The following is a 21900-nucleotide window of genomic DNA, read 5'->3' on the forward strand; positions in this document are numbered from 1 at the left end:
TTATGCGGGATTTCAAGGTGGCACCATCTATCCTCTCCGCCAACTTCGCCCGCTTAGGCGATGAGGTCCGGCGGGTGCTGGACGCGGGTGCGGATATGGTGCACTTCGATGTAATGGACAATCATTACGTCCCTAACCTCACCATCGGTCCAGTCGTCTGCAAGGCCTTGCGGGATGAGGGCATCACCGCGGACATCGATGTTCACCTCATGGTGAAGCCAGTGGATAATATCGTGCCGGCCTTTGCTAAGGCCGGTGCCAGCTGGATTACCTTCCACCCCGAGGCGAGCGAGCATGTCGACCGTACGCTACAGCTCATTCGTGACAACGGTTGCCGCGCCGGTTTGGTATTCAATCCCGCAACACCCTTGGACTATTTACGCTACGTCCTGGACAAGGTGGATATGGTATTGATCATGTCGGTGAATCCGGGTTTTGGGGGGCAAGCGTTTATTCCCTCGGCTCTGGATAAGCTGCGTGAGGCCCGCTCGCTCATCGACGCTAGTCAGCGTCCGATACGGCTGGAAATTGACGGCGGCATCAAAACCGATAATATCCGCGCCGCGGCCGAGGCGGGTGCGGACACTTTCGTGGCCGGTTCGGCGATCTTTGGTGTGGAGGATTATCAACAGGTGATCAGCGAGATGCGCGCCGAGCTGGCAAAGGCGGCAGCTTGAGTAAGACTACTTTGAATAGAACAATGTTCTCAGACGTTCGTGTCGTATTGTTCGATCTCGACGGTACGCTAGTGGATACCGCCCCTGACTTGGCGGCGGCCACGGATCATATGCTCGAGAGCCTCAGCCTCCCGCCGGTCGGCGAGGCGAGGGTACGTACTTGGATCGGCCACGGCGTGAACCACCTCATCAAGCGCGCACTCGCCGCGACCAGCGGCAGCGAGCAGGAGGAGCTGTTCGAGTCGGGTTCACGGCTATTCCTGGATTATTACGCCGGCCATCTTGCCGATCGCACCTCGCCCTACCCAGGTGTGGTCGAGGCTCTCGATGAGTTGGTTGGGCGCGGCTTACACCTGGGAGTGGTGACCAATAAACCCGCGCGGTTCACGGAACCGCTTTTGGAATCACTCGGTCTGCGCGATGCGTTCCAGGCCGTGGTAACGGGGGATGCTGTCACCGAGCAGAAGCCTGCCCCAGAGCCGATGCTAAAGGCTGTCCGTTTGTGCGGGGGGATCCCCCAACAAGCGATCATGGTAGGTGATTCGATGACCGATGTCGAAGCCGCGCGACGGGCGGGGTTGGGCGTAATCGGTGTGCCGTACGGATATAATCATGGTGATAAGCTTTTTTGGACGGCGCCTGATTTGATGATTCAATCGCTGGCCGAGCTTCCGGCCTTACTCGAAAGTAACAAAGCAGACGAATGCGGCTGACGGTCACCACGTATGATAACAACGCACAACAGGCGCTGCACGAGCGATGGCGTCCTTGTAGGGTAAGGTCGCTACGCTTTTCGCAAAACCAGCCCTGTTGGTGGTGGCAATGGAGCAGAGACAATTCGATCGCCTGAAAGAGGCTGGATACAACCGCATCCCGCTTGTTCGCGAAATTCTGGCCGACTTCGATACTCCTCTGTCAACCTATTTGAAGCTTGCCGAAGGGGCCTATAGCTTCTTGCTGGAATCGGTTCAGGGTGGCGAGAAATGGGGACGTTACTCGATCATCGGCGGACCCTGTCGCACTTTTCTCCGCGTGTTCGGACAACGGGCGGAAATCGTTCGAGACGGTCAGGTCGTCGAGAGTCATACCGTCACCGACCCGTTGGCGTGGATTGAGCGTTTCCAGCATGGGGTCAAGGCGGCGCCGTCCCCGGATTTCCCCCACATGCCGCGTTTTTTGGGTGGGTTGGTCGGTTATTTTGGTTACGATACGGTCCGTTACATTGAACCTCGTCTTGGTCACTGCCCGAACCCCGATCCTTTGGGTGTTCCGGACATTCTGCTCATGGTTTCAGAGGAGGTTCTGGTATTCGACAACTTGGCCGGCAAGCTCTACCTCGTGGTCCATGTCGACCCCGCGCAGGGCGATGCTTTCAGCCGCGGGCAATCGAGGCTTGCCGAGCTGGCCGAGCGTCTGCGTGGCGGGGTAAACCGTTACCGCCTCGGCGAGTCGCGGCACCAGGTCGCCGAAGAAGATTTCGCCTCGAATTTCACCCAGCGGCAGTACGAATCGGTCGTGCAACGCATCAAGCGTTACATTGTCAACGGCGATTGCATGCAAGTCGTGCCCTCGCAGCGTATGACCGCGGCCTATCGCGGCCACCCGCTCGATCTTTACCGGGCGCTGCGCAGCACCAATCCTTCGCCTTATATGTTCTTTCTCGATCTTGAGACCTTCCAGATTGCCGGCTCTTCCCCGGAGATACTCTGCCGCCTCGAGGAGGGCGAGGTCACGGTGCGACCGATCGCCGGTACCCGGCGGCGGGGGAGCACGGAGTTGGAAGACCTGGCGCTGGAGCAGGAGCTGCTGGCCGATCCGAAAGAGCTCGCCGAGCATTTGATGTTGATCGATCTCGGGCGCAACGATGTGGGCCGGGTCAGTGCGATCGGCAGCGTACGGGTTACCGACCGGATGGCCATCGAGCGCTACTCCCATGTCATGCACATCGTCTCGCATGTGACCGGACAGTTGCGTGAGGCCCTGGGACCCATGGATGTGCTGCGGGCGACATTTCCTGCGGGGACCCTATCCGGGGCGCCTAAAATCCGGGCAATGGAAATCATCGATGAGGTCGAGACCGTCAAGCGCGGCGTCTACGCCGGCGCCGTGGGTTATCTGTCCTGGTCCGGCAATATGGATGTGGCGATCGCCATTCGTACCGCGGTGGTGAAAGACGGCCGTGTCCATATCCAGGCCGGTGGTGGCGTGGTGCACGACTCGGTGCCGCGTTTGGAATGGGAGGAAACCCTGAGCAAAGGGCGCGCGCTGTTCCGTGCCGTTACCATGGCAGAAGCCGGACTGGATAGTTGAAGGTGGCACCATGCTGCTGATGATCGATAATTACGATTCCTTTACCTACAACCTTGTGCAGTATTTGGGCGAGCTCGGCGCCGATGTGGGGGTCTACCGTAACGATGCAATCACGCTCGACGAGATCGAGCGGCTAGCGCCCCAGCGTATTGTCATCTCGCCCGGACCATGCACCCCCAACGAAGCAGGTATCTCGTTGGAGGTTGTTCGTTACTTCTCAGGGCGTATTCCTTTGCTCGGCGTTTGCTTGGGTCACCAAGCCATTGGCCAGGCCTGCGGCGCTCGAGTGGTGCACGCTACTCATGTGCTGCATGGCAAGGTCTCGGATGTCTACCATAATGGGCGCGGCGTGTTCAGCGGGTTGCCGAATCCATTGCAGGCGACCCGCTATCACTCGTTGGTGCTGGACCGCGATACTCTGCCGGATTGTCTGGAGGTGACGGCCTGGACGCAGGATGCCGATGGCACGCTGGAGGAGATTATGGGGATTCGGCATCGATCGTTGGAGGTGGAGGGGGTACAGTTTCACCCCGAATCGATCCTGACTCTGGCAGGGCACGATCTGCTACGCAATTTCCTTGCGCGGCCTCGTGAGGCGGCTTGATGCCATTGGGAGCCGTGTCCTGGCGAGGGGAGCGAGGTTGCTGAATAATGGATATTCAGACAGCGATCCGCACTGTAATGGGCCACCAGCACCTCAGCCGCCGCGAGATGGGGGCGGTGATGCGCACGATTATGATCGGGGAAGCCACGCCGGCGCAGATCGGTGGGTTCCTGGTCGGGTTGCACATGAAGGGCGAGACGGTGGAGGAGATTGCCGCGGCGGCAGAGGTCATGCGTGAGCTTGCTGCCCGTGTCGTGGCCGATCCAACTCACCTGGTCGATACTTGTGGTACCGGCGGGGACGCCAAGGGGACGTTCAATGTATCCACGGCCAGCGCCTTCGTGGTGGCCGCCGCCGGAGGCAAGGTGGCTAAACACGGCAACCGCTCGGTCTCCAGCGCTTGCGGAAGCGCGGACGTGCTCGAGGCGGCTGGGGCCAGCCTGAATCTCGATCCCAAGCAGGTCGCCGATTGCATCGACCGTATCGGGGTCGGCTTCCTGTTCGCGCCTAGGCACCATTCGGCCATGCGACACGCCATCGGCCCGCGGCGGGAAATGGGTGTGCGCACGTTGTTCAATCTGCTCGGACCCTTGACCAATCCGGCGGGGGCACCGCACCAGTTGCTCGGTGTATTCAGCGAACATTGGGTGCGCCCAATCGCCGAGGCGTTGCGTGCATTGGGTAGCCGGCGAGTCATGGTCGTACATGCGGCTGATGGCCTCGACGAAATCAGTATCAGTGCTACCACGCACGTTGCGGAGCTCGACGGCGGTGAGGTGCGGGAATATACCCTCGAGCCGGAGCAGTATGGCATCGGGCGAGCGCCTCTCGATGCCATCCGGATCGGCACCGCCGCGGAGAGCTTGGCCATCATTCGTCGGGTTTATGAGGGACACCCCGGGCCTGCGGCCGATATCCTTACCCTCAACGCCGGGGCGGCGATCTATGTGGCTCGGTTGACGCAGAGCCTTGCAAGCGGGGTCGAGCGAGCCCGAGAGATCCTGGCGAGCGGAGCCGCCTGGGATAAGCTGGGTGAGTTCGTCGAGTATACTAATCAGCTTGAAGAATCAGCACGCGGCTGACCAAACCCGCTGACCAGTTGAGTGCTTGCAGGTTATCGCCGCATATTGCCGCATCGGAATGGGTCATCGGCCCAGGGCGATGTGCAATATAGGCTGCGGCGCCACGACTGGAGCGTGGGGAGAGGACCGGTTATATGGGAATTCCGAGCGATACCCCGGATGTGCTCAGAAAAATTTTGCGGCGCAAAGCCGAGATCATAGCCGAGCGCAGTGAGCAACTCGGCCTCAAAGCGTTCAGCGAACGGGTGGAGCATGCGCCTGCGCCACGGGGTTTTCTAACCGCCTTACGCCGTGAGGTCGATGCTGGGCGCCCGGGCATAATAGCCGAGCTTAAAAAGGCATCACCCAGTAAAGGCGTGTTGCGTGCGCAGTTCGATGTGACAAGTATTGCCCGCAGTTATCACCGGGCCGGCGCAACCTGCTTGTCGGTGCTTACCGATGAGGATTTCTTCCAGGGTTGCGATGCTGACCTGCAGATCGCCCGCTCCGCTTCCACACTGCCTACGCTGCGCAAAGATTTTATTATCGACGCCTACCAGGTCTACGAATCGCGCGCCCTGGGTGCGGATTGCATCCTGCTGATCGTGGCGGCGCTGGGGGATGCGACTCTGCTGGAGCTCTATATTCTGGCTCGGGAATTGGGAATGGATGTGCTGGTTGAGGTTCATTCGGAGCAGGAGTTGGAACGGGCGCTTGCGCTCCATCCTCGGATGATCGGGATCAACAACCGGGACTTGCACAGCTTTGAGACGGATATCGAGACTACGCTCAGGCTGCGCGAGAAAGTGCCATCGGATGTGCTGCTCGTTACCGAGAGCGGCATTCTCACGGCCGAGGAAGTTGCACATATGCGCGCGCACGGTGTGCATTGCTTTCTCATCGGCGAGGCCTGTATGCGGATGCCCGACCCGGGGGAAAAACTGCAGGCGCTTTTTGGTACCGGATGATCTTGGCCGCATAGCAGTGGATGAAAAAACGTGCATTGCAAATGCCGGGTTAGGATTAAATGGATAATCAAGACGATAAAACTAAGGGGGGGCTCGTGAGCTTGCCGAAGACCGTGACTGATCGGTCAGTACCCATATACCTAGAAGCTGTGCCTCCGCTGCTTCGGGAAGGTGCGGCTGGCATCGATGCAGTCCTAGAGAAGATCGATGCGATCCACGGGGCTGTGGAGCTCGATGGGGTGAATATCCCCGAGATTCGACAGGAGAGTTCCAAGAGCAAGAAAGGCGAGCGGCTCAAGCCCTTTGAGTCGCGCCTCGAGCCGCGCGAACTCGCGAAACGTATTCAGGAGGATTTTGGCCTCGACTGTATTATCAACCGTGTCGTTGTCCATTTGGCGCGAGAGCGCCAAGCTGAATGGTTCCGGCAGGCGTGGGAAGAATACGGCATACGCCGATTCGTGCTGGTCGGTGGCGAGAAGTCGGGTGAATGTTATCCCGGCCCGTCGGTTCCCGAGAGCAATGAGCTGGTGCACCGTGTGATCGACGATTGTGAGCTGCGGGTTGGAAATATCTGTATTCCCACCCGTGCGCAAGAAGCCCAGCGTATGGCGCGGAAGCTGGCTACGGGTGCGGATTTCTTCACCACGCAAATCGTTTACCATGCCCGGGAGTTCACGCGTTTGCTCGACGATCTCCAAGCCTCCGCTCTGCCAAGTAGGGCGCCTCCCACTTTGCTGCTCACCTTGTGTCCAGTGCAGTCGCAGCGGAATATCCGCTTTCTCCATTGGTTGGGCGTGAGTCTCTCCGCGGAGCTGGAGGCGTGGCTGGCGCGTGATCCAGAGCGGGTCGCGGAGCGCTCATTGCAGCACCTCGAGCGGATGTGGATCGAAATCCATCGGCACTGGCGCGCTCACCATGACCGCTTCCCGATAGGTATCAGTCTCGCGCCGATCGGGCGGATTCCACCCATGACAACTGTGCAACTCGCACGCAACTTGATATCGATGACTGATCGGGCAATGATTCGTAGGGCGGGCACGGAGCGTACGCTTTAAGCGTTTCCGTTGGGGGTTTTTCCCCATGCGCACCCTTTAAATCAGGGGCTTACCTGGCGGCTGTTGTTCGCCTTTGCAGATGAGCATTCCGGAGTCATCGCGGGCGGTGGCATAGACGAGTCCATTGCCCAAGCTCGCCTTTTTCAAAATTACTGCTCCTTACTAAAAATGCCGCCTGTCGTGATGCGCTGGAGGCGCACTACGTTAATGGCGCTCATAGGCTTATGTGCCTGGCAACCAGGGCAGGGTATCGAGTCAGCGTGGCCTGGGCCGATGAGTCACATAAGTGGTTCATGTATTAAGGGGGATGGCATGACCAATCGCGGTTTGGCGGTGCTGGGTATAAGGCTGTTTGCACTTTTTATCGCCCTACAAGCGCTGCTCTCGTCGCTGCAACCCTACTCCAGATGGCGGCACGCACCGGCTTCAGAGCCGATAACCGGCACGAGCGCCCTGCTGGGGTTGTTGTTGTGTCTTATGGTGGCGGGTTTACTATGGGTTTGTGTGGGGCGTATTGCCGATTGGGTGCTGCCGGCGCGGCGCGGCCATTTGCTCGCACACGGTGATACCGTTACGGTGAGTGACGCGCAGATAATCGCCTATTCGGCCGTGGGCTTGTATCTGGTGGCGGATTCGTTGCCGGATATTCTTCTTACTTTTTGGCCGTTACTGTCGAGCTATGCGCAGATGGGTGGTTCGCCCGAGCAACTGAGCTTGGTGGCTGCCGGCATTCGTTTCGCGTTGGGCATTACGCTCTTTTTCGGTGGCCGCGGGCTGGCGGGCCTCGTACGACAACTGCGTCGTGCGCCGATGCGCTGATGAACGGCTGGACCGATTATTGGCGCGCGGTTTGGGTGTGTGATCGCCCAAGTACGTGCCAATTGCCAGGTGTTTTTATTCACGGGGAGGGATGATGACTCCGGGGTTGAGAATACCCGTGGGATCCAAAGCCGCTTTTAGCCGACGCATCAGATCGATCTCGACAACCGATTTATAGCGTGCGACCTCAGGCGGTTTGAGGCGGCCTACACCATGCTCGGCGGCAAACGAACCGCCCATATCGACGACGATGTCGTGCACAATGCGATTGAACTCATCCCAGTGGGCGAGAAATACCTCCGGGTCCATGGCAAGGGGTTGTGAAAGGTTGAAGTGAATGTTGCCATCACCGATATGGCCAAACGGACAGGGCCGAGTGCCGGGAAGGCGCTTGATGAGCACCGCGCTCGCGCGCTCGATGAACTCCGCGATTCGGGAGAGGGGTACTGATATATCGTGCTTGATGCTCCCTCCTTCGTATTTTTGCGCGGCTGGGATACTTTTGCGAATTCGCCACAATGCCTCGGCTTCCGAGTGGTCTTCGGCCACTCGCCACTCCGCGACGAGGCGGTTTTCGGCAGCCTGCTGCAACGTCTCGCGCAGTAGACCAGGGAGCTCATCTGTCCAGCGCGAACTGGTGAGTTCAAGCAGCAGATACCAAGGGTAAGGCGTCGCAAAGGGTTCTCGGCAGCCCTGTATGTGCCGCAGCGCGAATTCTACCGGGACGCGGCCCATAATTTCACAGGCGACCAAGGTTTCCCCGGCCGCCGTTTGCAGCCTATCGAGCAGTGCGATCGCGTGCTCAATCTCGAGAAGCCCGATTATGGCTGAGCTACGCTGTCGAGGCCGGGGATAAAGCTTTAGCACAGCGGCCGTAATAATACCGAGCGTGCCCTCGGACCCGATGAACAGATCCTTGAGGTCATAGCCGCTGTTATCCTTGCGCAATGGGGTCAGCCCATTCCATATGTGACCGTCAGATAGCACGACCTCGACACCCAGTACGAGTTCGCGGGTGTTGCCGTAGCGCAGCACGTTCATACCACCGGCGTTAGTGGCTAGGTTGCCGCCGATATGACAACGGTCCTCTGCCGCGTAGCTCAGCGGGAATAGCCGGTGCGCAGCCGCTGCAGCGGCCTGCACGTCAGCCAATACGCAGCCCGCCTCCGCCGTTAGCGTGAAGTTGCTGCGATCGACTTCACGTATGCGGTTCATGCGTTCCAGATTGAGCAGAATTTGTCGATCGGCATCCTGCGGGGCTGCGCCACCGCATAAGCCGGTATTGCCGGCCTGTGGGACGATTGTCGCACCGGCTTCAGCGCAGGCTCGTACTACGGCTGCCACTTCTGTGGTTTGTGCCGGCAGGACCACGGCTGCTGCGTGTGGTTTGAAGCGTCCGCGGCGCTCTTCCAGGTAGGGTGCCATGCGAGCCGAACCGCAGACGACTCCTTCCGGGCCTACGGTTTGCTGCAACCTCTGGAGCAGTCGTTCATGCGTTTGATGCTGAGGGTTCATAGTGGCGTCGCTGGTATGCTAGGCAAACGGGTATGGGAAGTTGGATCATGCCTCGTGTATTGCAGGTTTTGCTGACACATTGTAAATCCTATTCTAAGGATTTTGCGGGTAAGGTGTGCGAGACGGTTACGGGTGCGCGTAATGAACCGAGAATTTTGGTTACAGCGGTGGGCACAGGGTGAAATCGGCTTCCATCAACCCGAAGTGAATTTTTACTTGCAGCGCTATTGGCACGTACTCGGGGTGCCGGCCGGCGCGAGCGTATTGGTCACACTCTGCGGTAAGAGCCGGGATATGATGTGGCTGCGCGCTCAAGGCCATCCCGTGTTCGGCATAGAGATCAGTCGCTACGCCGCCGAGCAGTTCTTCGAGGAAAACGCTCTACAAGCCCACTGTGAGCATCGACCACCGTTCCTGCACTACTCTGCTGCGGGTGTGAGCCTGCTTGTAGGGGATATCTTCGATCTGCAACCAAGCGCTATAGGTGTTGTCGATGCCGTCTATGATCGGGCCTCTTTGGTTGCCTTGCCGCCGGCCATGCGGCTTTGTTATGCAGAGCGTTTAACTGCTTTGTTGCGCCCTGGCGGGTCGATGCTATTAATTACGTTCGAATATGACCAGCAGCAGATGCCGGGGCCTCCTTTTGCTGTGCCTGAATCCGAAGTAAACGCGCTTTACCGGGGGGCCTTTCAGCTCGAAATCTTGTGCACAGCCGATGTGCTAACTCTCTACCCGTGCCTTCATGCGCGAGGCTTAACTGGTCTCCAGGAGAGGGTCTATCGCCTGGTTCGGCGTGGCTAGACCCTCTCCGCTGTATGCTCGGCTTAGGAACTCGTTATGGAAAGTTCGGTATGTTGGGTTCGACGCCCTCGATATCGACGTCGTCGTGATGGTTGCGGATCAACTGCTCGATTTCATCGACGCGTCGTTTGGCTACGTCCACCATCATCAGGACTTCGCCTGCATCGACAGCCTTCTGGAACTTCTCCAGGCGGGAGTTGGCCATGCCGATGCCGATCATGCCGGATACCCAGGCACCGAAACCCGCTCCGGCGACCGTTAAGGCCAAGACCGCGCCACCGCCGATCACCAAGCCCGCAGGCGGGACCGTCACCGCCACCAACCCGGCCAACGCGCCGGTGAGCCCGCCAGCCGTCAAGCCTTTCTCCGCTGCGGGAATGAGGTCGGATTTCTGCCACTCAGTCGCCTTTGGCAGATCCTCTAGCGGTACCCCCTCGCGGGCTACAACATGTATATGTCGCTCCTCCACATGATTGAGCAAGAGTTCGTGGACAACGCTTCGGGTCGTTTCCACGTTAGGGAGCAAGAAATATAGCCTACGCATAACTTGACTTGCCTCCAAAATGCCCAGCGGTTAGCTGCTATGCAGCTGACTTTTTAAACCCTCAATCCTTACTGTTCACACTACAGAGAGTAGGAGGCGGTGGCAGGGCTTTCAAGCGCACCTCATAGCAATATTTCCCACTGCCTGCAGATACGGCATTTTAGGGAGCCGTGTGCGTTATCCTGGCTTGCTAACTAAACCGCAGGCGCTGAGTCGACTTTAAGCCATAATGCCGGCGCTGGGCCTTGTTCCAAGGCGGCTGGTTCGCTCCAGAATTAGTCTCTGCTTGGTTGGCTGACACCCGATTCGCTCTTACGCCAGGCAGTGCAGTAATCGGCGCTAAAGCTTGCTCGCCATTTAAAGCAAAGCAGGCCCGAGTAAAAAAGGAGTGATTAAATGTGGTTTCGCCTCATGGGCTTGTTGCTATTGCTAATGTTGTTTGCCACGCGCGCTGCGGCAACCTCCTTGGACGTGAACCTCAGCCGCCATGCCGTACGTGCTGGGTTGGCTCAGCAGCTGTCCAGCGCCAGCCTGGAGGTGGGCGGTAACTGGTTGCATCACATAGACGATGGGGATGTCCTCGACGCGGCTTTACACCTGGTCGATGTCCCGGAGCCCGGTCGCGGCGCGTTGGAGCTTGGCGTGGGTGGGAAGCTGCTCTTCATCAACGCGGACGATCCTGATGTCGAGGGGGCGGCCTTGGCATTGGGTGGCAAAGTCAGGTACACCTGGCCGACCTTCAACCGCTTCGGGATTGGTGCCCATATCTACTATGCTCCGGCGGTGAGTTCGCTTGGAGAGGTTAAACGTTATTTCGAGGGGGCGTTGCGGGCGGAGTATCTCATATTGCAGCATGCCAATGTCTATTTGGGAGTGCGTACCGTTCGCATCGGTGATGATCGGCGTAACGAAACCCGCACTTTCGATGCCGGCGTGCTGGGCGGGCTGCGACTTGATTTTTAATCGTGAGCCAAAGGCTTAGACTGATGGTTTGCCTGGTGAGTGGGGTTGGCAGCTCAGCCTGATCGCCCCCTCGATCAGTGCCGTTCAATGGGCATGCTCAGCACCGCGACAATTTTTGAATGCGCGCGCGCCGCCTGGCTTTTCGGTAAATGCTCATGTGGGGTGGCGTTTATAGGCTAGAGTGACCCCATCGGCGATGGGGACCAAGCACAGCTCGATCCGCTCGTCAGCGTGCAAATCGCGGTTGAACTCCCTAATCGCCAGTGTGTTCGGGTCCGTTTCTCCAGGCTCCGCGACTCGGCCCGCCCAGAGCGTGTTGTCGATGATCAGCAACCCACCGGGACGCACCAACTCCAAAGCGTGTTCGTAGTAATCGCGATAGGTTTTTTTGTCGGCATCGATGAATGCCATATCGAAATGGTTCGCCATGGATTCCATCTGCAAAGAGCGCAGGGTGTCGATTGCATGGCCCAGCCGGAGCTCGATCCGCTCATCTACACCGGCCTCGCGCCAGTAGCGGCGAGCAATATCGGTCCACTCGCGGTTGAGATCGCAGGTGAGAAGATGGCCTCCGGAGGGCAGCGCCAGCGCCATTGCCAAGGCGCTGTAGCCGGTAAAAGTGCCGATTTCAAGGATATTGCGTGCGTTGAGCACACGTACCAATAGCGCCAACAGCGCTCCTTCCTCCGGGGCGATCTGCATGTTGGCTTCACGCAGCCGTGCCGTCTCCTCCCGAAGACGGCGCTGAATGGGGGCCTCTCGCACCCCGACCGACAAAAGGTAGCTATGAAGCTCGCTGGAGAGTTGCAGGGTTCGATTGCTCATGGTCGGGAGTGTGCTGCATAGGTTGTGACGACCCTGACATTTTGCTGCTCAGGTGATTTCTATACTAGCGATTATCTACCCACAACGACAGGATACAACCAGGGGCATACATACGATGGCTGTGATGGAGGCTACCACAGCAGAGCGGCGCGCTGGCGGCATTGGGAGCCTAAGGGTACTGCAGATAACCGATACGCACCTGTTTGCTGATCTCTCGGGTCAGTTGGTCGGGGTCGATACGGAGCGCAGCTATGCTGAGGTCATGGAAAAGGTCTTGGGCGAATTTTGGCCTGTGGACCTGATTCTGGCAACGGGTGATTTGGTGCATGATGGCTCGGAGAGCGGCTATCGCCGCTTCAAGAGTCAGTTCGAGGACCTGGCGGTCCGCACATTGGTGATTCCGGGCAATCACGATGATGCAACCATCATGCGCCGTATCTTTAGCACCGGACGTGTGACCTGGTCGGGCAGCGCTTTGCTTGGGGCGTGGCAGTTCGTCATGTTGGACTCCTCCCAACTCGGAAGTGCGGCCGGGCATTTGGCTAGATCGCAGCTGCAGATGCTTGAACAGTGCCTGACTTCATATCCTGAGCACCATGCCCTGGTCTGTTTGCACCATCATCCGCTCGCCATTGGCTGCGATTGGATCGATCGCATCGCGGTGGACAATGGCCGTGAGTTGTTCGAGATCCTGGATCGCCATGAGCAGGTCCGTGGCGTTGTTTGGGGGCATGTGCATCAGGAGTTCGAGACCATCCGCCACGGTGTCCGCTTGCTCGCGAGTCCGTCGACCTGCGTACAGTTCAGGCCCGGTCAGCAGGAATTTACCATTGATGATGTGCCACCCGGATTCCGTTGGTTACAGCTTTATGCCGATGGACGTATTAAGACTTCGATTATTCGCGTCGATGCGGCTCAAGGCGGGGTGGATCTCGACTGCGAGGGTTATCGATAACGGCTCGGCTGCGCCAAGAGAGTGACGAAACGAGAGCAAATGGGGTCGACTGCAGTGCACAGCACGAGGGCGAGTGATGCGCTCGGAGCCGAGCGAGAGGCTCGAGAGGAAGCGTTTGCGCGTCTCTACAAGGAACTTGAGAAGGCCCAGCTGCGCGCCGAAGAGGTGGCTGATTACTACCGCGGCGAACTCGAAGCAGTGCGTCGGCGGGCTGAAGAAGAGACGATTCGCCTTCAGGCGGCGGAGGTCAGCCGACGCAAACGGGCAGAAGATCAAGTTGTTTACCTAAAAGCCGAGTATAAGGCGGCTCGAGCCGAGGCAGACCATGCGCTGCGGCGCTATCGCGAGTTGCAGCAGAGTTTGCATGAGTTGGAGCAGCAGAGCGCGGAGCAGGCTCGTGTCGAAGTCGATCGCCATCGCGAGGCCGCCAACATTGCCTGGAAAACCGCAGAAGAGGAAGCCGAACATCTCGAGTGGGAGCTCAATGATTTGCGCCGGCAGTTCGAGCGTGAACGTGAAGAGCGTCGCCAGCTCGAGCGCAGCTGGCGGCAACAGGAGGAAAACAATGACCGGGTTGAGCAGGAACATCGCCGACTGATTAGTCGGCTTAACCGTGCCCTCAAGCTCTCGGAGGACCGTCGGCGGCGGGCGGAGGCGGCGGGGCAACCCAGCCTACGCTCTGGGCGCTCAGCCAATCCGAGTTCGTTTGCTAAGCCTGCGAATGCTACCCATGAGGTGGACCCGGCGGCCGGCTGGGGTAATGTGCCGCTTGCGGTCTCTGCGGATATGGCCGACGAGTTTCTCAGCGTCGCGGAAGATTGCTCATTGGATACTTCTGACCTTGAGTGCAGCCCGCCAGGGTTGGCTGCGGAACCGGACTCGGTTAGCGATACCGAGGCCGAAGTATTGATTATGGAGCTCAATGTGACGGAGCAAGTAGAGCGGCGTCACGCGGCGGTCGCGGCTCGGCAGTCGGTTGTGGGACGAGTGTCTTCATCCGATTCGCCAGCCTTCTGGCTGACATGGAAATGGCTTGCGCTCACCGGGATCGTGGCCGCATTCGCGGTGGCCGCGATAATCCTCCAGTTTTAGCGGGGTAAAAAATCATCGTACGAATGGCTGGCTCAAGGTGCACGGCGGCAATCGAGTTGCCGGGCCGATAGCGCAGATCTCATGCTAATCGGTTCGGTTTATCCCGCGGTTCTTGGAAGAGAGCACCGATTCTCTTGAGGCTACCAGCGACTGGTGAGTGCGCGCCGGTCGAGCGTCCCATATTGGTCCCATACTGAGTGTATTTCAAACCTCGATCATCTCGAAGTCTTCTTTGGTGGCGCCACATTCTGGGCAGACAAAATCCTCTGGAATGTCATCCCAGTGGGTTCCAGGCTCGATCCCAGCCTCGGGGAGACCCTTTTCTTCCTCGTAAATCCAGCCACAAATGACACACATGTAGGCCTTATACTGTATCGCTTGTACCATCGTTTGCGTCGCTCGCTTGCTCGTTCCTAGTCGTGGAAGCGACGATACTCTACGCTATGGCCGTTGTAGCGAAAACCCTGTAAGCGCGTCATATGATGCAAACTATACGCGCTGAGCCCATGCCAGCGGGTGACCGATGAGTGCCGAGCGCCGCCGAGCGTTACATGGACTATACGCCCTCACCGATTCGGGACTGCAGCGACCGCAGGATTTGCCTACGCGGGTCGAGGCCGTACTGAGCGGCGGTGCTCATTTGTTGCAGTATCGGGATAAATCCGCCCGCCCGCAGCGCCGGCAAGAGGCGCTGCAGCTCGCTGCGCTGTGCCGAGCGTATGGTGCTGTGTTCATCGTCAACGACGACGTCGAGCTGGCGGTTACCGTTGCGGCAGACGGGGTTCACCTTGGACGCGATGATCTATCCTTGAGCGCTGCTCGAGCCCGGTTGGGACCTGCGGCGATCATCGGTATCTCTTGTTACAACGAACTCGGCCGGGCTCGAGCAGCAGCGGCCGGCGGAGCCGATTATGTCGCCTTCGGCAGCGTATTTCCCTCGCCCACCAAACCCCGTGCCGTGCATGCCCCGCTGGAGCTGTTGGCTGCGGCGCGGGAAGTCCTGAGCTTACCGATCGTGGCCATCGGAGGCATAACGCCAGACAACGCTCGGCGGGTGGTTGCTACGGGCGTTGATGCCGTGGCAGTTGTCAGGGGGGTGTTTGGTGTGCCGGATCCGGCTTCGGCTGCCCGGCGGGTGGCGTGCTTGTTTGATGATTGAGGCTTACGAGTTAAAGTGGCCGCATTCAAAGCGGTTCGAGCGCCTGCGAGGGCGCTACGATTCGCATCGCGGGGCGGACAACGCTTAAATCAGGAAGAGACTTGCCCATGAACCGTTCGCACGAACTTTTCGTCGAAGCGCAAAATCATCTGGTCGGTGGCGTCAACTCCGCTGTGCGAGCTTTTCGCGCGGTTGGGGGCGAGCCCGTATTCATCCACCGTGGCGAGGGTGCCTGGATCGAGGATGTCGATGGTCGGCGCTACGTGGACTATGTGTTGTCGTACGGTCCCTTGGCGGTCGGCCACGCTCACCCGGAAGTAGTGGCAGCCGTGTGCGATGCCGTAGCCCGCGGCTTGAGCTTCGGTGCGCCCTGCGAGCTTGAGACGCACCTTGCCCAACGGATTAAAGCGTTGTTTCCCTCGATCGATCGGCTGCGGATGGTCAGCTCCGGTACCGAAGCTACGATGAGCGCATTGCGCTTGGCCCGAGGTTTTACCGGGCGGGAGCGCATCGTCAAGTTCCAGGGCTGCTACCATGGCCATGTAGATAGTTTGTTGGTCCAAGCCGGCTCGGGGGTTCTGACGCTCGGTATCCCGGGATCGCCGGGCGTGCCCTCTGCCGTAGCCCAACAGACCATTACTGTGCCATACAATGATCTGGCTGCGACGAACGGGGTTTTCGACCAGCACGGTCCAGAGATCGCCGCAGTGATCGTCGAGCCGGTGGCGGGTAATATGAACTGTGTGCCTCCAGCCGAGGGCTTTCTTTCCGGCTTGCGCAGGCTCTGCGACCAAAGCGGCGCGTTGCTGATCTTCGACGAGGTGATGACCGGTTTTCGGGTTTCGTTAGGTGGCGCTCAAGCTCACTATTCGGTGACTCCCGATTTGACCTGTCTAGGGAAGGTGATCGGCGGAGGCATGCCGGTTGGTGCGCTTGGTGGGCGGAGCGAGATCATGGAATGCCTTGCCCCGCTCGGACCCGTGTATCAGGCGGGCACCCTATCGGGCAATCCGGTGGCTATGGCGGCGGGTCTTGCCACGCTGGATGCATTGACTCGTGCTCAGGCGTTCGATTCTGCTGTGGCTGCGACTCGGGCTCTCGTCGCGGGCTTGCATGAGCGAGCCCGCTGTGCTGGTGTGCCTTTCGCTACCAGCCAGGTCGGTACGATGTTTGGACTTTTCTTCACGGAGGCGGATGCAGTCACCGACTTTCAACGGGTTTCGGGGTGTGACGTGGAACGCTTCAGGCGGTTTTTCCATAGCTTGCTTGAGCAAGGCGTATACTTGGCACCCTCCGCGTTCGAAGCCGGTTTTCTCTCCACGGCGCACGATGAGCAGACGCTCGAGCATACTTTGGCAGCCGCGGAGCGAGCGTTTGCCAGCCTGTAATTTCGCTCGCTTTGGATTGCACGTAGGCCGATTTTGCTCGAATCGATGCACGGGTCGGGCTTGGAGTAGAGCTGGCTAGATGCTCGGGTCGAGTCTCTTTTAGCGATCGTGCTGCCGTTGGTTGCTCAAAGCGACAAGCAGCCGCTCGTGAATATTCTCGAAAGCGCCATTGCTCATCACCAGCACGGCATCACCTATTTGCGCTGCCGCTGTGATGTAATCGATCAAACACTCTATATCCTCGGTGATCAGGGCGCGCTCGCCGAGCAGCGGAGCAAACGCATCTTCCAGATTCCATTCTAGCGTGCGTGGCCGATAGACGAATACTCGATCGGCCTGCTGCAATGAAGCGGCGAGCGTGTTGCGATGCACGCCGAGCCGCATGGTATTGGAACGCGGCTCGAGCACTGCCAGGATGCGGCCTTGATGGCGCCCGCGCAGGGCGGCGATTGTAGCGGCGATCGCGGTCGGATGATGGGCGAAATCGTCGTATAACTCTACCCCCCCCACAATTCCGCGCCGCTCGAGTCGGCGGCGCACCCCGCGAAAGTGGCGCAGTGCCTCGATGCCCTGATCGAGCGTAACCCCGGTATGCTGGGCGGCGAGGAGGGCGGCCAGGATGTTACGGGCGTTGTGTTCACCCGGTAGCGGTAGGGTAATTGCTCGGTTTTGCCCCTTGCCGGTCAGGGTCGCCCTAGCGTTCGGACCATCGATCGCCTCCAGCCGCCAGTCGTTGTTGACTCCGGTGCCGAAGCGGATGACCGGCGTCCAGCAACCGAGCGCGAGTGTATCCGTGATGGTCTGATCATCGCCGTTGGCGATGATCAGACCGGTGCTGGGCACGGTTCGTATCAAGTAGTGAAATTGCCGCTGAATAGCCGCCAAGTCGGGGAAAATATCGGCGTGGTCGAATTCGAGGTTATTGATCACCACGGTGCGCGGTCGAAAATGGATGAATTTGGAGCGCTTATCAAAGAAGGCCGTATCGTACTCATCGCCCTCGATAACGAAGAGATCACCGCTGCCGAGCCGGGCGGAGTACCCAAAGTTGCCGGGCACGCCGCCGATGAGAAAACCTGGGGAGAGCCCTGCATACTCTAGTATCCAGGCGAGCAGGCTGCTGGTAGTCGTTTTGCCATGGGTGCCGGTGACCGCTAATACCCAGCGCTCGCGCATTACTTCCTCGGCGAGCCATTGCGGTCCCGATGTGTAGAGCAACCGTTGATCCAGCACCTGCTCCAGCGCGGGATTGCCCCGACTCAACGCATTACCCACCAAGACGCAGTCTGGGACGAGACTCGGTGGCCGGGGGGCATACCCTTCCCGGATAGCGATTCCTTGTTCGGCCAGCAGGGTGCTCATGGGCGGATATACGGCCGCATCAACGCCGCTCACAGTATACCCGGCCTCGCGGGCGAGTAGCGCGATACCGCCCATGAAGGTTCCGCCAATCCCGAGTATATCCAGGTGCATCAGCCGCTCTCCCTACGGAGTTACCTGGGTGTTAGCACGCACGGTAGTTAGCCGTGGATGAGCTGAGATATGAACAGGGAGCCGAAAATATAGCCGAGTGCAACCAGGAGGCCCCCAGGCAGCGGCAATGATAGGGCATGGCGGAGGATGTGGCCTATGACGAGGAGATTCCAGGTTCCAAGACCCGCCATGGCAAAGAGGAGATAGGCATCCTGCGCATTACCCGTGCCGGCGGCGCTGAGCACCGGCAAGCTGATCAGCGTGATGATGGCGTCCGTGCCGAAGATCGCACTCGCTGTCTGGACAAAGCGGATCCGAAGCCCTCGAAAAGCGAGGATGCCGTAGATGAAACCGAGCGTGAACAGCAATCCGACGAGCAGCGTCGGTAGAGCATCGGGCGTCGGCCCATATACCCACATCGCAGCATAGCCCAGGCCCAGACCTGCGGTTAACGTCAACCCCAGCACTTCCCAAGAGCAGGGTAGCTCCTGGGGTGCAGTTCGCAGCAGACAGATGTCGAATAGTTGACGTGCTGTGGTTGTAATTGGCGGCATATGTTTGCTCATGATTGCATGCAAGGAAACATTGATTTGAAAAATTCGTTCACAGCATCCAAAACTTAGCGTAGGGCTGCAGGCGCCGGGTTGGCCAGCATGGTACTCGTTCCGGGCATGAGGATCACCCGCCGCTGCGAGATATGTTGGGTATCCGTAGCAGAATAATCCGGCAAAGAGCTGCTTGGAGGTGGAGACAATGGTTCTGGACAGTATGCTGGAAGATCGGATCCGAATGGGTTCCCTCGTTGTTGATCTGCCCGACGGGTCCATACGGCATTACGGTAACAGTAGCCCGCAGGCCCACTGGTGTATCCATGACGCTTCCGCTCTCAACAAGGTGGCGGCTGACCCCGAGTTCATGCTCGGTCAGACTTACATGGATGGCGCCTGGAGCAGTCCCTCGTTGATCACCTTGCTCGAGGTGTTGATGCGCAACTTCCCCCGCGAGCCGATAAACTGGTTCCGACGAGCCATGATCAAGCTGGTCAAGCCGATTCAGCAGTGGAATCGGATCGCTGCTAGCCAGCGTAACGCGGCCCATCACTACGATTTGGACGTATCGCTGTTCCGCCGGTTTTTGGACGAGGACATGCAGTACTCCTGCGCTTATTGGTCAGGCAGCGGCATGACGCTTGAGCAGGCGCAGCGGGCAAAAAAGGAGCATATTCGTCGTAAGCTATTATTAGCTCCAGGCCAGCGGGTAATCGATATCGGTTGCGGTTGGGGCGGGTTGGCGATCTTTCTTGCCGAGACCTGCGATGTTCGGGTTACGGGGTTGACACTTTCTCGGGAGCAATATCGTGTGGCTCGGGAACGAGTCAAGCAGCGGGGATTGGAAGCGTTGGTGGAGATTCGTCTCGAGGATTATCGGGAGAACACCGAAACTTATGATCGCGTGGTCAGCGTCGGTATGTTCGAGCATGTGGGGGCGTGGAATTACAATGCCTATTTCCGGGCGGTGCGTGAGCGGCTTACCGAGGACGGCGTAGCGCTTATCCATACCATCGGATCGATAGGCCCGCCGGGGTTGACCAACCCTTGGATTCGTCATTATATCTTTCCAGGTGGTTATATCCCTGCCATGTCAGAGGTGATGGCGGCGGTAGAGCGGCAATATTTGGTGAGCACGGATGTGGAAGTGCTGCGGCTGCACTATGCTTTTACCCTGGCTCAATGGCAGCAGCGTTTCCAGCGTGTGCGTGCTGAGGTGGCGGCTGAAAAGAGCGAGCGTTTCTGTCGCATGTGGGAATTCTACCTCGCTCTCAGTGAAGCAGCCTTCCGTTGGCGTGATTTGGTGGTGTTTCAGTTCCAGTTGGCTCGGAATAACCAGGCCGTGCCGTTAACGCGGTTCTATTTACATAGGACGCCCGATGACGAGGTGGAGCGGAGTCGTGCGCTGCACGAGCGGACTGCGACAGAACGGCGCGCCTGACGTTGCGATCGGGCTGCGCGGTGTGTCAGCGTGCCTATGTGTCTTCGGTAAGGGATAAAGAAGGAGCGTCTCCATGACCAAGCGCAACGCCTTTTATGCACAGTCTGGAGGAGTTACGGCGGTTATCAATGCGACGGCCTGCGGCTTGATCGAGACCGCGCGGCATCGCGCCGGCCAGATCGATACGGTTTTTGCGGGCCACAACGGCATTCTCGGTGCGTTACATGAGGAGCTGATCGACACATCCCAAGAGAGCGCGAGAACGATTGCTGCTCTGCGCCATACGCCAGCGGGGGCTTTTGGCTCCGCACGCTATAAGCTCAAGGGACTGCAGGAGAATCGCGCCGAGTACGAGCGCTTGTTCAAGGTCTTTGACGCCCATAATATCGGCTATTTTTTTTACAATGGCGGAGGTGATTCGCAGGACACGACGCATAAGGTTGCACAACTCGGTGAGCAACTCGGTTATCCGATAACCTGCATCGGTATTCCCAAGACCGTGGATAACGACCTGCCGGGTACGGATAGCTGTCCGGGGTTCGGCTCGGTAGCCAAATACATCGCCGTCTCCACCCGCGAGGCCGGACTCGATGTCGCCTCCATGGCCAAGACTTCGACGAAAGTGTTCATCCTCGAGACCATGGGTCGTCACGCGGGCTGGATAGCGGCGGCTGCCGGATTGGCACAAGAGCTCCCTGGCGAGCCGCCGCACCTCATCCTGCTGCCCGAGATCCCGTTTGACCGAGAGCGGTTTCTCTCCCGCGTCGAACAAACGGTGCAAGAGCTTGGCTATTGTGTGGTGGTGGCTTCGGAGGGTACTCGGAATGCTGACGGTGCATTCCTCGCTGACCAGGGTAGTGGCAAGGATGCCTTCGGCCACACTCAGCTTGGCGGCGTGGCCCCCGTGATCGCGCGCCTGATTAACGATACTTTAGGCTACAAGTACCATTACGCCATCGCTGATTACCTCCAACGCGCGGCACGCCATATCGCCTCCCGTACGGACGTCGAGCAAGCCTACGCCGTTGGGCAAGCCGCAGTCGAGTTTGCTTTGGCCGGCAAGAACGCCATTATGTTGACCATCACGCGGCTAAGCGACGACCCCTATCGGTGGCAAGTGGGCGAGGCGCGACTCGCCGAGGTCGCTAACGTAGAGCGCAAGTTGCCTGCCGAGTACATCAGTGAGGACGGCTTGCATATCACTGCGCAGTGCCGACGCTATCTGAGTCCGCTCATTGCCGGCGAGGACTATCCGCCTTATGAAAACGGATTACCGAGCTACGCTCGATTGCGCCGATGCATGGTGGACAAAAAGCTCCCGCGATTCGAGGGAAATTGAGCAGTGGGGCTCTGTTTGGTCGTTGCCGGTTGGTCCGAAAAAAAGGCCGGCATGCGCCGGCCGGAATTGTAGGGGGTGTTCATGTTGTTGTTAGTTGGCAGCGGCTTTTATATACCGCCGCCAGCCTGGGTAATGGGGACCACGAGCTTGGTACACGGGCTCGCGGTAGAGCGGACGACTTGACGGGTGTTGCAGCAATCCTCCCAATCCCGGGCCTATGGATCTAGGATCCACGCCATACGTTGCAAAATGCGTGCAAAAATCACGAATTTGCATGCAAATTAAACGGATAACTTATTTTTGGGCGATTCCATAAAATTTGCTTCTGCATGAATGTCAAATAATTTAACAGTCAGTATCCGG

At 58.7% G+C, this 21900-nt stretch carries 22 protein-coding genes; 16 read left to right on the forward strand and 6 right to left on the reverse strand.

Features of this window, described 5'->3' with window-relative positions; translation table 11 throughout:
* Positions 1-2: 2 nt before the first annotated feature.
* From rpe to NB231_RS12660, 8 genes are all read left to right on the forward strand, one after another.
* Complete coding sequence (rpe, locus tag NB231_RS12625; protein ID WP_005003456.1) at positions 3-677, forward strand: ribulose-phosphate 3-epimerase; 675 nt, start codon at positions 3-5, stop codon at positions 675-677.
* A 23-nt stretch (positions 678-700) separates the two neighbouring features.
* A complete protein-coding gene (locus NB231_RS12630) occupies positions 701-1390 on the forward strand; it encodes a phosphoglycolate phosphatase (RefSeq protein WP_005003458.1) in 690 nt (229 codons plus the stop codon).
* A 109-nt stretch (positions 1391-1499) separates the two neighbouring features.
* Positions 1500-2987, forward strand: coding sequence for an anthranilate synthase component I (gene trpE, locus NB231_RS12635; RefSeq protein WP_005003459.1), 1488 nt, complete (start codon positions 1500-1502; stop codon positions 2985-2987).
* Between the two features lie 10 nt (positions 2988-2997).
* Positions 2998-3591 carry an anthranilate synthase component II gene (locus tag NB231_RS12640; RefSeq protein ID WP_005003460.1) on the forward strand — a complete coding sequence of 198 codons (594 nt, stop codon included), beginning with the start codon at positions 2998-3000 and terminating at the stop codon, positions 3589-3591.
* 47 nt (positions 3592-3638) lie between these two features.
* A complete protein-coding gene (gene trpD / locus NB231_RS12645) occupies positions 3639-4673 on the forward strand; it encodes an anthranilate phosphoribosyltransferase (protein ID WP_040662370.1) in 1035 nt (344 codons plus the stop codon).
* Between the two features lie 134 nt (positions 4674-4807).
* Positions 4808-5620, forward strand: coding sequence for an indole-3-glycerol phosphate synthase TrpC (gene trpC / locus NB231_RS12650; protein ID WP_005003465.1), 813 nt, complete (start codon positions 4808-4810; stop codon positions 5618-5620).
* Positions 5621-5715: 95 nt separating this feature from the next.
* Entirely contained in the window at positions 5716-6675 is a 960-nt protein-coding gene (locus tag NB231_RS12655; RefSeq protein WP_232210469.1) for a methylenetetrahydrofolate reductase, read from the forward strand.
* A gap of 312 nt (positions 6676-6987) precedes the next feature.
* The gene (locus tag NB231_RS12660; protein WP_005003469.1) at positions 6988-7494 is read left to right on the forward strand and encodes a hypothetical protein; all 507 of its coding nucleotides are present in this window, start codon (positions 6988-6990) and stop codon (positions 7492-7494) included.
* Between the two features lie 75 nt (positions 7495-7569).
* On the opposite strand, the gene NB231_RS12665 is transcribed toward NB231_RS12660, so the two are convergent.
* Positions 7570-9009 carry an FAD-binding oxidoreductase gene (locus NB231_RS12665; protein ID WP_005003474.1) on the reverse strand — a complete coding sequence of 480 codons (1440 nt, stop codon included), beginning with the start codon at positions 9007-9009 and terminating at the stop codon, positions 7570-7572.
* 141 nt (positions 9010-9150) lie between these two features.
* Here NB231_RS12665 and NB231_RS12670 point away from each other — a divergent pair, with 141 nt between their 5' ends.
* Positions 9151-9810: a thiopurine S-methyltransferase gene (locus NB231_RS12670; RefSeq protein ID WP_005003475.1), complete on the forward strand. Its 660-nt coding sequence runs from the start codon at positions 9151-9153 to the stop codon at positions 9808-9810.
* A 34-nt stretch (positions 9811-9844) separates the two neighbouring features.
* Here NB231_RS12670 and NB231_RS12675 read toward each other — a convergent pair whose 3' ends face one another.
* On the reverse strand, positions 9845-10354 hold the full coding sequence (locus tag NB231_RS12675) for a membrane protein (RefSeq protein ID WP_040662374.1): 510 nt from the start codon (positions 10352-10354) through the stop codon (positions 9845-9847).
* Between the two features lie 396 nt (positions 10355-10750).
* Between NB231_RS12675 and NB231_RS17000 the strand changes: the two genes are divergently transcribed.
* Positions 10751-11317: a YfaZ family outer membrane protein gene (locus NB231_RS17000; RefSeq protein ID WP_005003478.1), complete on the forward strand. Its 567-nt coding sequence runs from the start codon at positions 10751-10753 to the stop codon at positions 11315-11317.
* A gap of 153 nt (positions 11318-11470) precedes the next feature.
* On the opposite strand, the gene NB231_RS12685 is transcribed toward NB231_RS17000, so the two are convergent.
* Positions 11471-12142: an O-methyltransferase gene (locus tag NB231_RS12685; RefSeq protein ID WP_005003479.1), complete on the reverse strand. Its 672-nt coding sequence runs from the start codon at positions 12140-12142 to the stop codon at positions 11471-11473.
* A gap of 124 nt (positions 12143-12266) precedes the next feature.
* Between NB231_RS12685 and cpdA the strand changes: the two genes are divergently transcribed.
* Positions 12267-13097 carry a 3',5'-cyclic-AMP phosphodiesterase gene (cpdA, locus tag NB231_RS12690; protein WP_050756107.1) on the forward strand — a complete coding sequence of 277 codons (831 nt, stop codon included), beginning with the start codon at positions 12267-12269 and terminating at the stop codon, positions 13095-13097.
* 39 nt (positions 13098-13136) lie between these two features.
* Positions 13137-14189 (forward strand): coiled-coil domain-containing protein, encoded by a 1053-nt coding sequence (locus tag NB231_RS12695; protein ID WP_005003481.1) that lies wholly within the window; start codon positions 13137-13139, stop codon positions 14187-14189.
* 204 nt (positions 14190-14393) lie between these two features.
* Here the strand turns inward: NB231_RS12695 and NB231_RS12700 are convergent, their stop codons facing one another.
* Positions 14394-14546, reverse strand: coding sequence for a rubredoxin (locus NB231_RS12700; RefSeq protein WP_408634381.1), 153 nt, complete (start codon positions 14544-14546; stop codon positions 14394-14396).
* 166 nt (positions 14547-14712) lie between these two features.
* Between NB231_RS12700 and thiE the strand changes: the two genes are divergently transcribed.
* A complete protein-coding gene (gene thiE / locus NB231_RS12705) occupies positions 14713-15348 on the forward strand; it encodes a thiamine phosphate synthase (protein ID WP_005003485.1) in 636 nt (211 codons plus the stop codon).
* A 107-nt stretch (positions 15349-15455) separates the two neighbouring features.
* The gene (hemL, locus tag NB231_RS12710) at positions 15456-16736 is read left to right on the forward strand and encodes a glutamate-1-semialdehyde 2,1-aminomutase (protein ID WP_005003487.1); all 1281 of its coding nucleotides are present in this window, start codon (positions 15456-15458) and stop codon (positions 16734-16736) included.
* Positions 16737-16835: 99 nt separating this feature from the next.
* On the opposite strand, the gene mpl is transcribed toward hemL, so the two are convergent.
* Entirely contained in the window at positions 16836-18209 is a 1374-nt protein-coding gene (gene mpl, locus NB231_RS12715; RefSeq protein ID WP_005003491.1) for a UDP-N-acetylmuramate:L-alanyl-gamma-D-glutamyl-meso-diaminopimelate ligase, read from the reverse strand.
* A gap of 47 nt (positions 18210-18256) precedes the next feature.
* The gene (locus NB231_RS12720; RefSeq protein WP_005003493.1) at positions 18257-18775 is read right to left on the reverse strand and encodes a hypothetical protein; all 519 of its coding nucleotides are present in this window, start codon (positions 18773-18775) and stop codon (positions 18257-18259) included.
* Positions 18776-18962: 187 nt separating this feature from the next.
* On the opposite strand from NB231_RS12720, the gene NB231_RS12725 reads away from it, so the two are divergent.
* The gene (locus NB231_RS12725) at positions 18963-20198 is read left to right on the forward strand and encodes an SAM-dependent methyltransferase (RefSeq protein ID WP_005003497.1); all 1236 of its coding nucleotides are present in this window, start codon (positions 18963-18965) and stop codon (positions 20196-20198) included.
* 73 nt (positions 20199-20271) lie between these two features.
* Positions 20272-21537 carry a 6-phosphofructokinase gene (locus NB231_RS12730; RefSeq protein ID WP_005003498.1) on the forward strand — a complete coding sequence of 422 codons (1266 nt, stop codon included), beginning with the start codon at positions 20272-20274 and terminating at the stop codon, positions 21535-21537.
* Positions 21538-21900 lie beyond the last annotated feature (363 nt).

Origin of the sequence: Nitrococcus mobilis Nb-231 (genome assembly GCF_000153205.1) — a bacterium.
GTDB classification, from domain to species: domain Bacteria; phylum Pseudomonadota; class Gammaproteobacteria; order Nitrococcales; family Nitrococcaceae; genus Nitrococcus; species Nitrococcus mobilis.

Bases quoted from the DNA above. Each gene is read 5' to 3' on its own strand.
- cpdA (WP_050756107.1), top strand. From the start codon at position 12,267: ATGGAGGCTACCACAGCAGAGCGGCGCGCTGGCGGCATTGGGAGCCTA.
- rpe (WP_005003456.1), top strand. From the start codon at position 3: ATGCGGGATTTCAAGGTGGCACCATCTATCCTCTCCGCCAACTTCGCC.
- NB231_RS17000 (WP_005003478.1), top strand. From the start codon at position 10,751: ATGTGGTTTCGCCTCATGGGCTTGTTGCTATTGCTAATGTTGTTTGCC.
- trpC (WP_005003465.1), top strand. From the start codon at position 4,808: ATGGGAATTCCGAGCGATACCCCGGATGTGCTCAGAAAAATTTTGCGG.
- NB231_RS12660 (WP_005003469.1), top strand. From the start codon at position 6,988: ATGACCAATCGCGGTTTGGCGGTGCTGGGTATAAGGCTGTTTGCACTT.
- NB231_RS12675 (WP_040662374.1), bottom strand. From the start codon at position 10,354: ATGCGTAGGCTATATTTCTTGCTCCCTAACGTGGAAACGACCCGAAGC.
- mpl (WP_005003491.1), bottom strand. From the start codon at position 18,209: ATGCACCTGGATATACTCGGGATTGGCGGAACCTTCATGGGCGGTATC.
- NB231_RS12665 (WP_005003474.1), bottom strand. From the start codon at position 9,009: ATGAACCCTCAGCATCAAACGCATGAACGACTGCTCCAGAGGTTGCAG.
- NB231_RS12630 (WP_005003458.1), top strand. From the start codon at position 701: ATGTTCTCAGACGTTCGTGTCGTATTGTTCGATCTCGACGGTACGCTA.
- NB231_RS12670 (WP_005003475.1), top strand. From the start codon at position 9,151: ATGAACCGAGAATTTTGGTTACAGCGGTGGGCACAGGGTGAAATCGGC.
- NB231_RS12685 (WP_005003479.1), bottom strand. From the start codon at position 12,142: ATGAGCAATCGAACCCTGCAACTCTCCAGCGAGCTTCATAGCTACCTT.
- hemL (WP_005003487.1), top strand. From the start codon at position 15,456: ATGAACCGTTCGCACGAACTTTTCGTCGAAGCGCAAAATCATCTGGTC.
- NB231_RS12720 (WP_005003493.1), bottom strand. From the start codon at position 18,775: ATGAGCAAACATATGCCGCCAATTACAACCACAGCACGTCAACTATTC.
- trpD (WP_040662370.1), top strand. From the start codon at position 3,639: ATGGATATTCAGACAGCGATCCGCACTGTAATGGGCCACCAGCACCTC.
- NB231_RS12695 (WP_005003481.1), top strand. From the start codon at position 13,137: ATGGGGTCGACTGCAGTGCACAGCACGAGGGCGAGTGATGCGCTCGGA.
- thiE (WP_005003485.1), top strand. From the start codon at position 14,713: ATGAGTGCCGAGCGCCGCCGAGCGTTACATGGACTATACGCCCTCACC.
- NB231_RS12725 (WP_005003497.1), top strand. From the start codon at position 18,963: ATGGTTCTGGACAGTATGCTGGAAGATCGGATCCGAATGGGTTCCCTC.
- NB231_RS12700 (WP_408634381.1), bottom strand. From the start codon at position 14,546: ATGTGTGTCATTTGTGGCTGGATTTACGAGGAAGAAAAGGGTCTCCCC.
- NB231_RS12640 (WP_005003460.1), top strand. From the start codon at position 2,998: ATGCTGCTGATGATCGATAATTACGATTCCTTTACCTACAACCTTGTG.
- trpE (WP_005003459.1), top strand. From the start codon at position 1,500: ATGGAGCAGAGACAATTCGATCGCCTGAAAGAGGCTGGATACAACCGC.
- NB231_RS12730 (WP_005003498.1), top strand. From the start codon at position 20,272: ATGACCAAGCGCAACGCCTTTTATGCACAGTCTGGAGGAGTTACGGCG.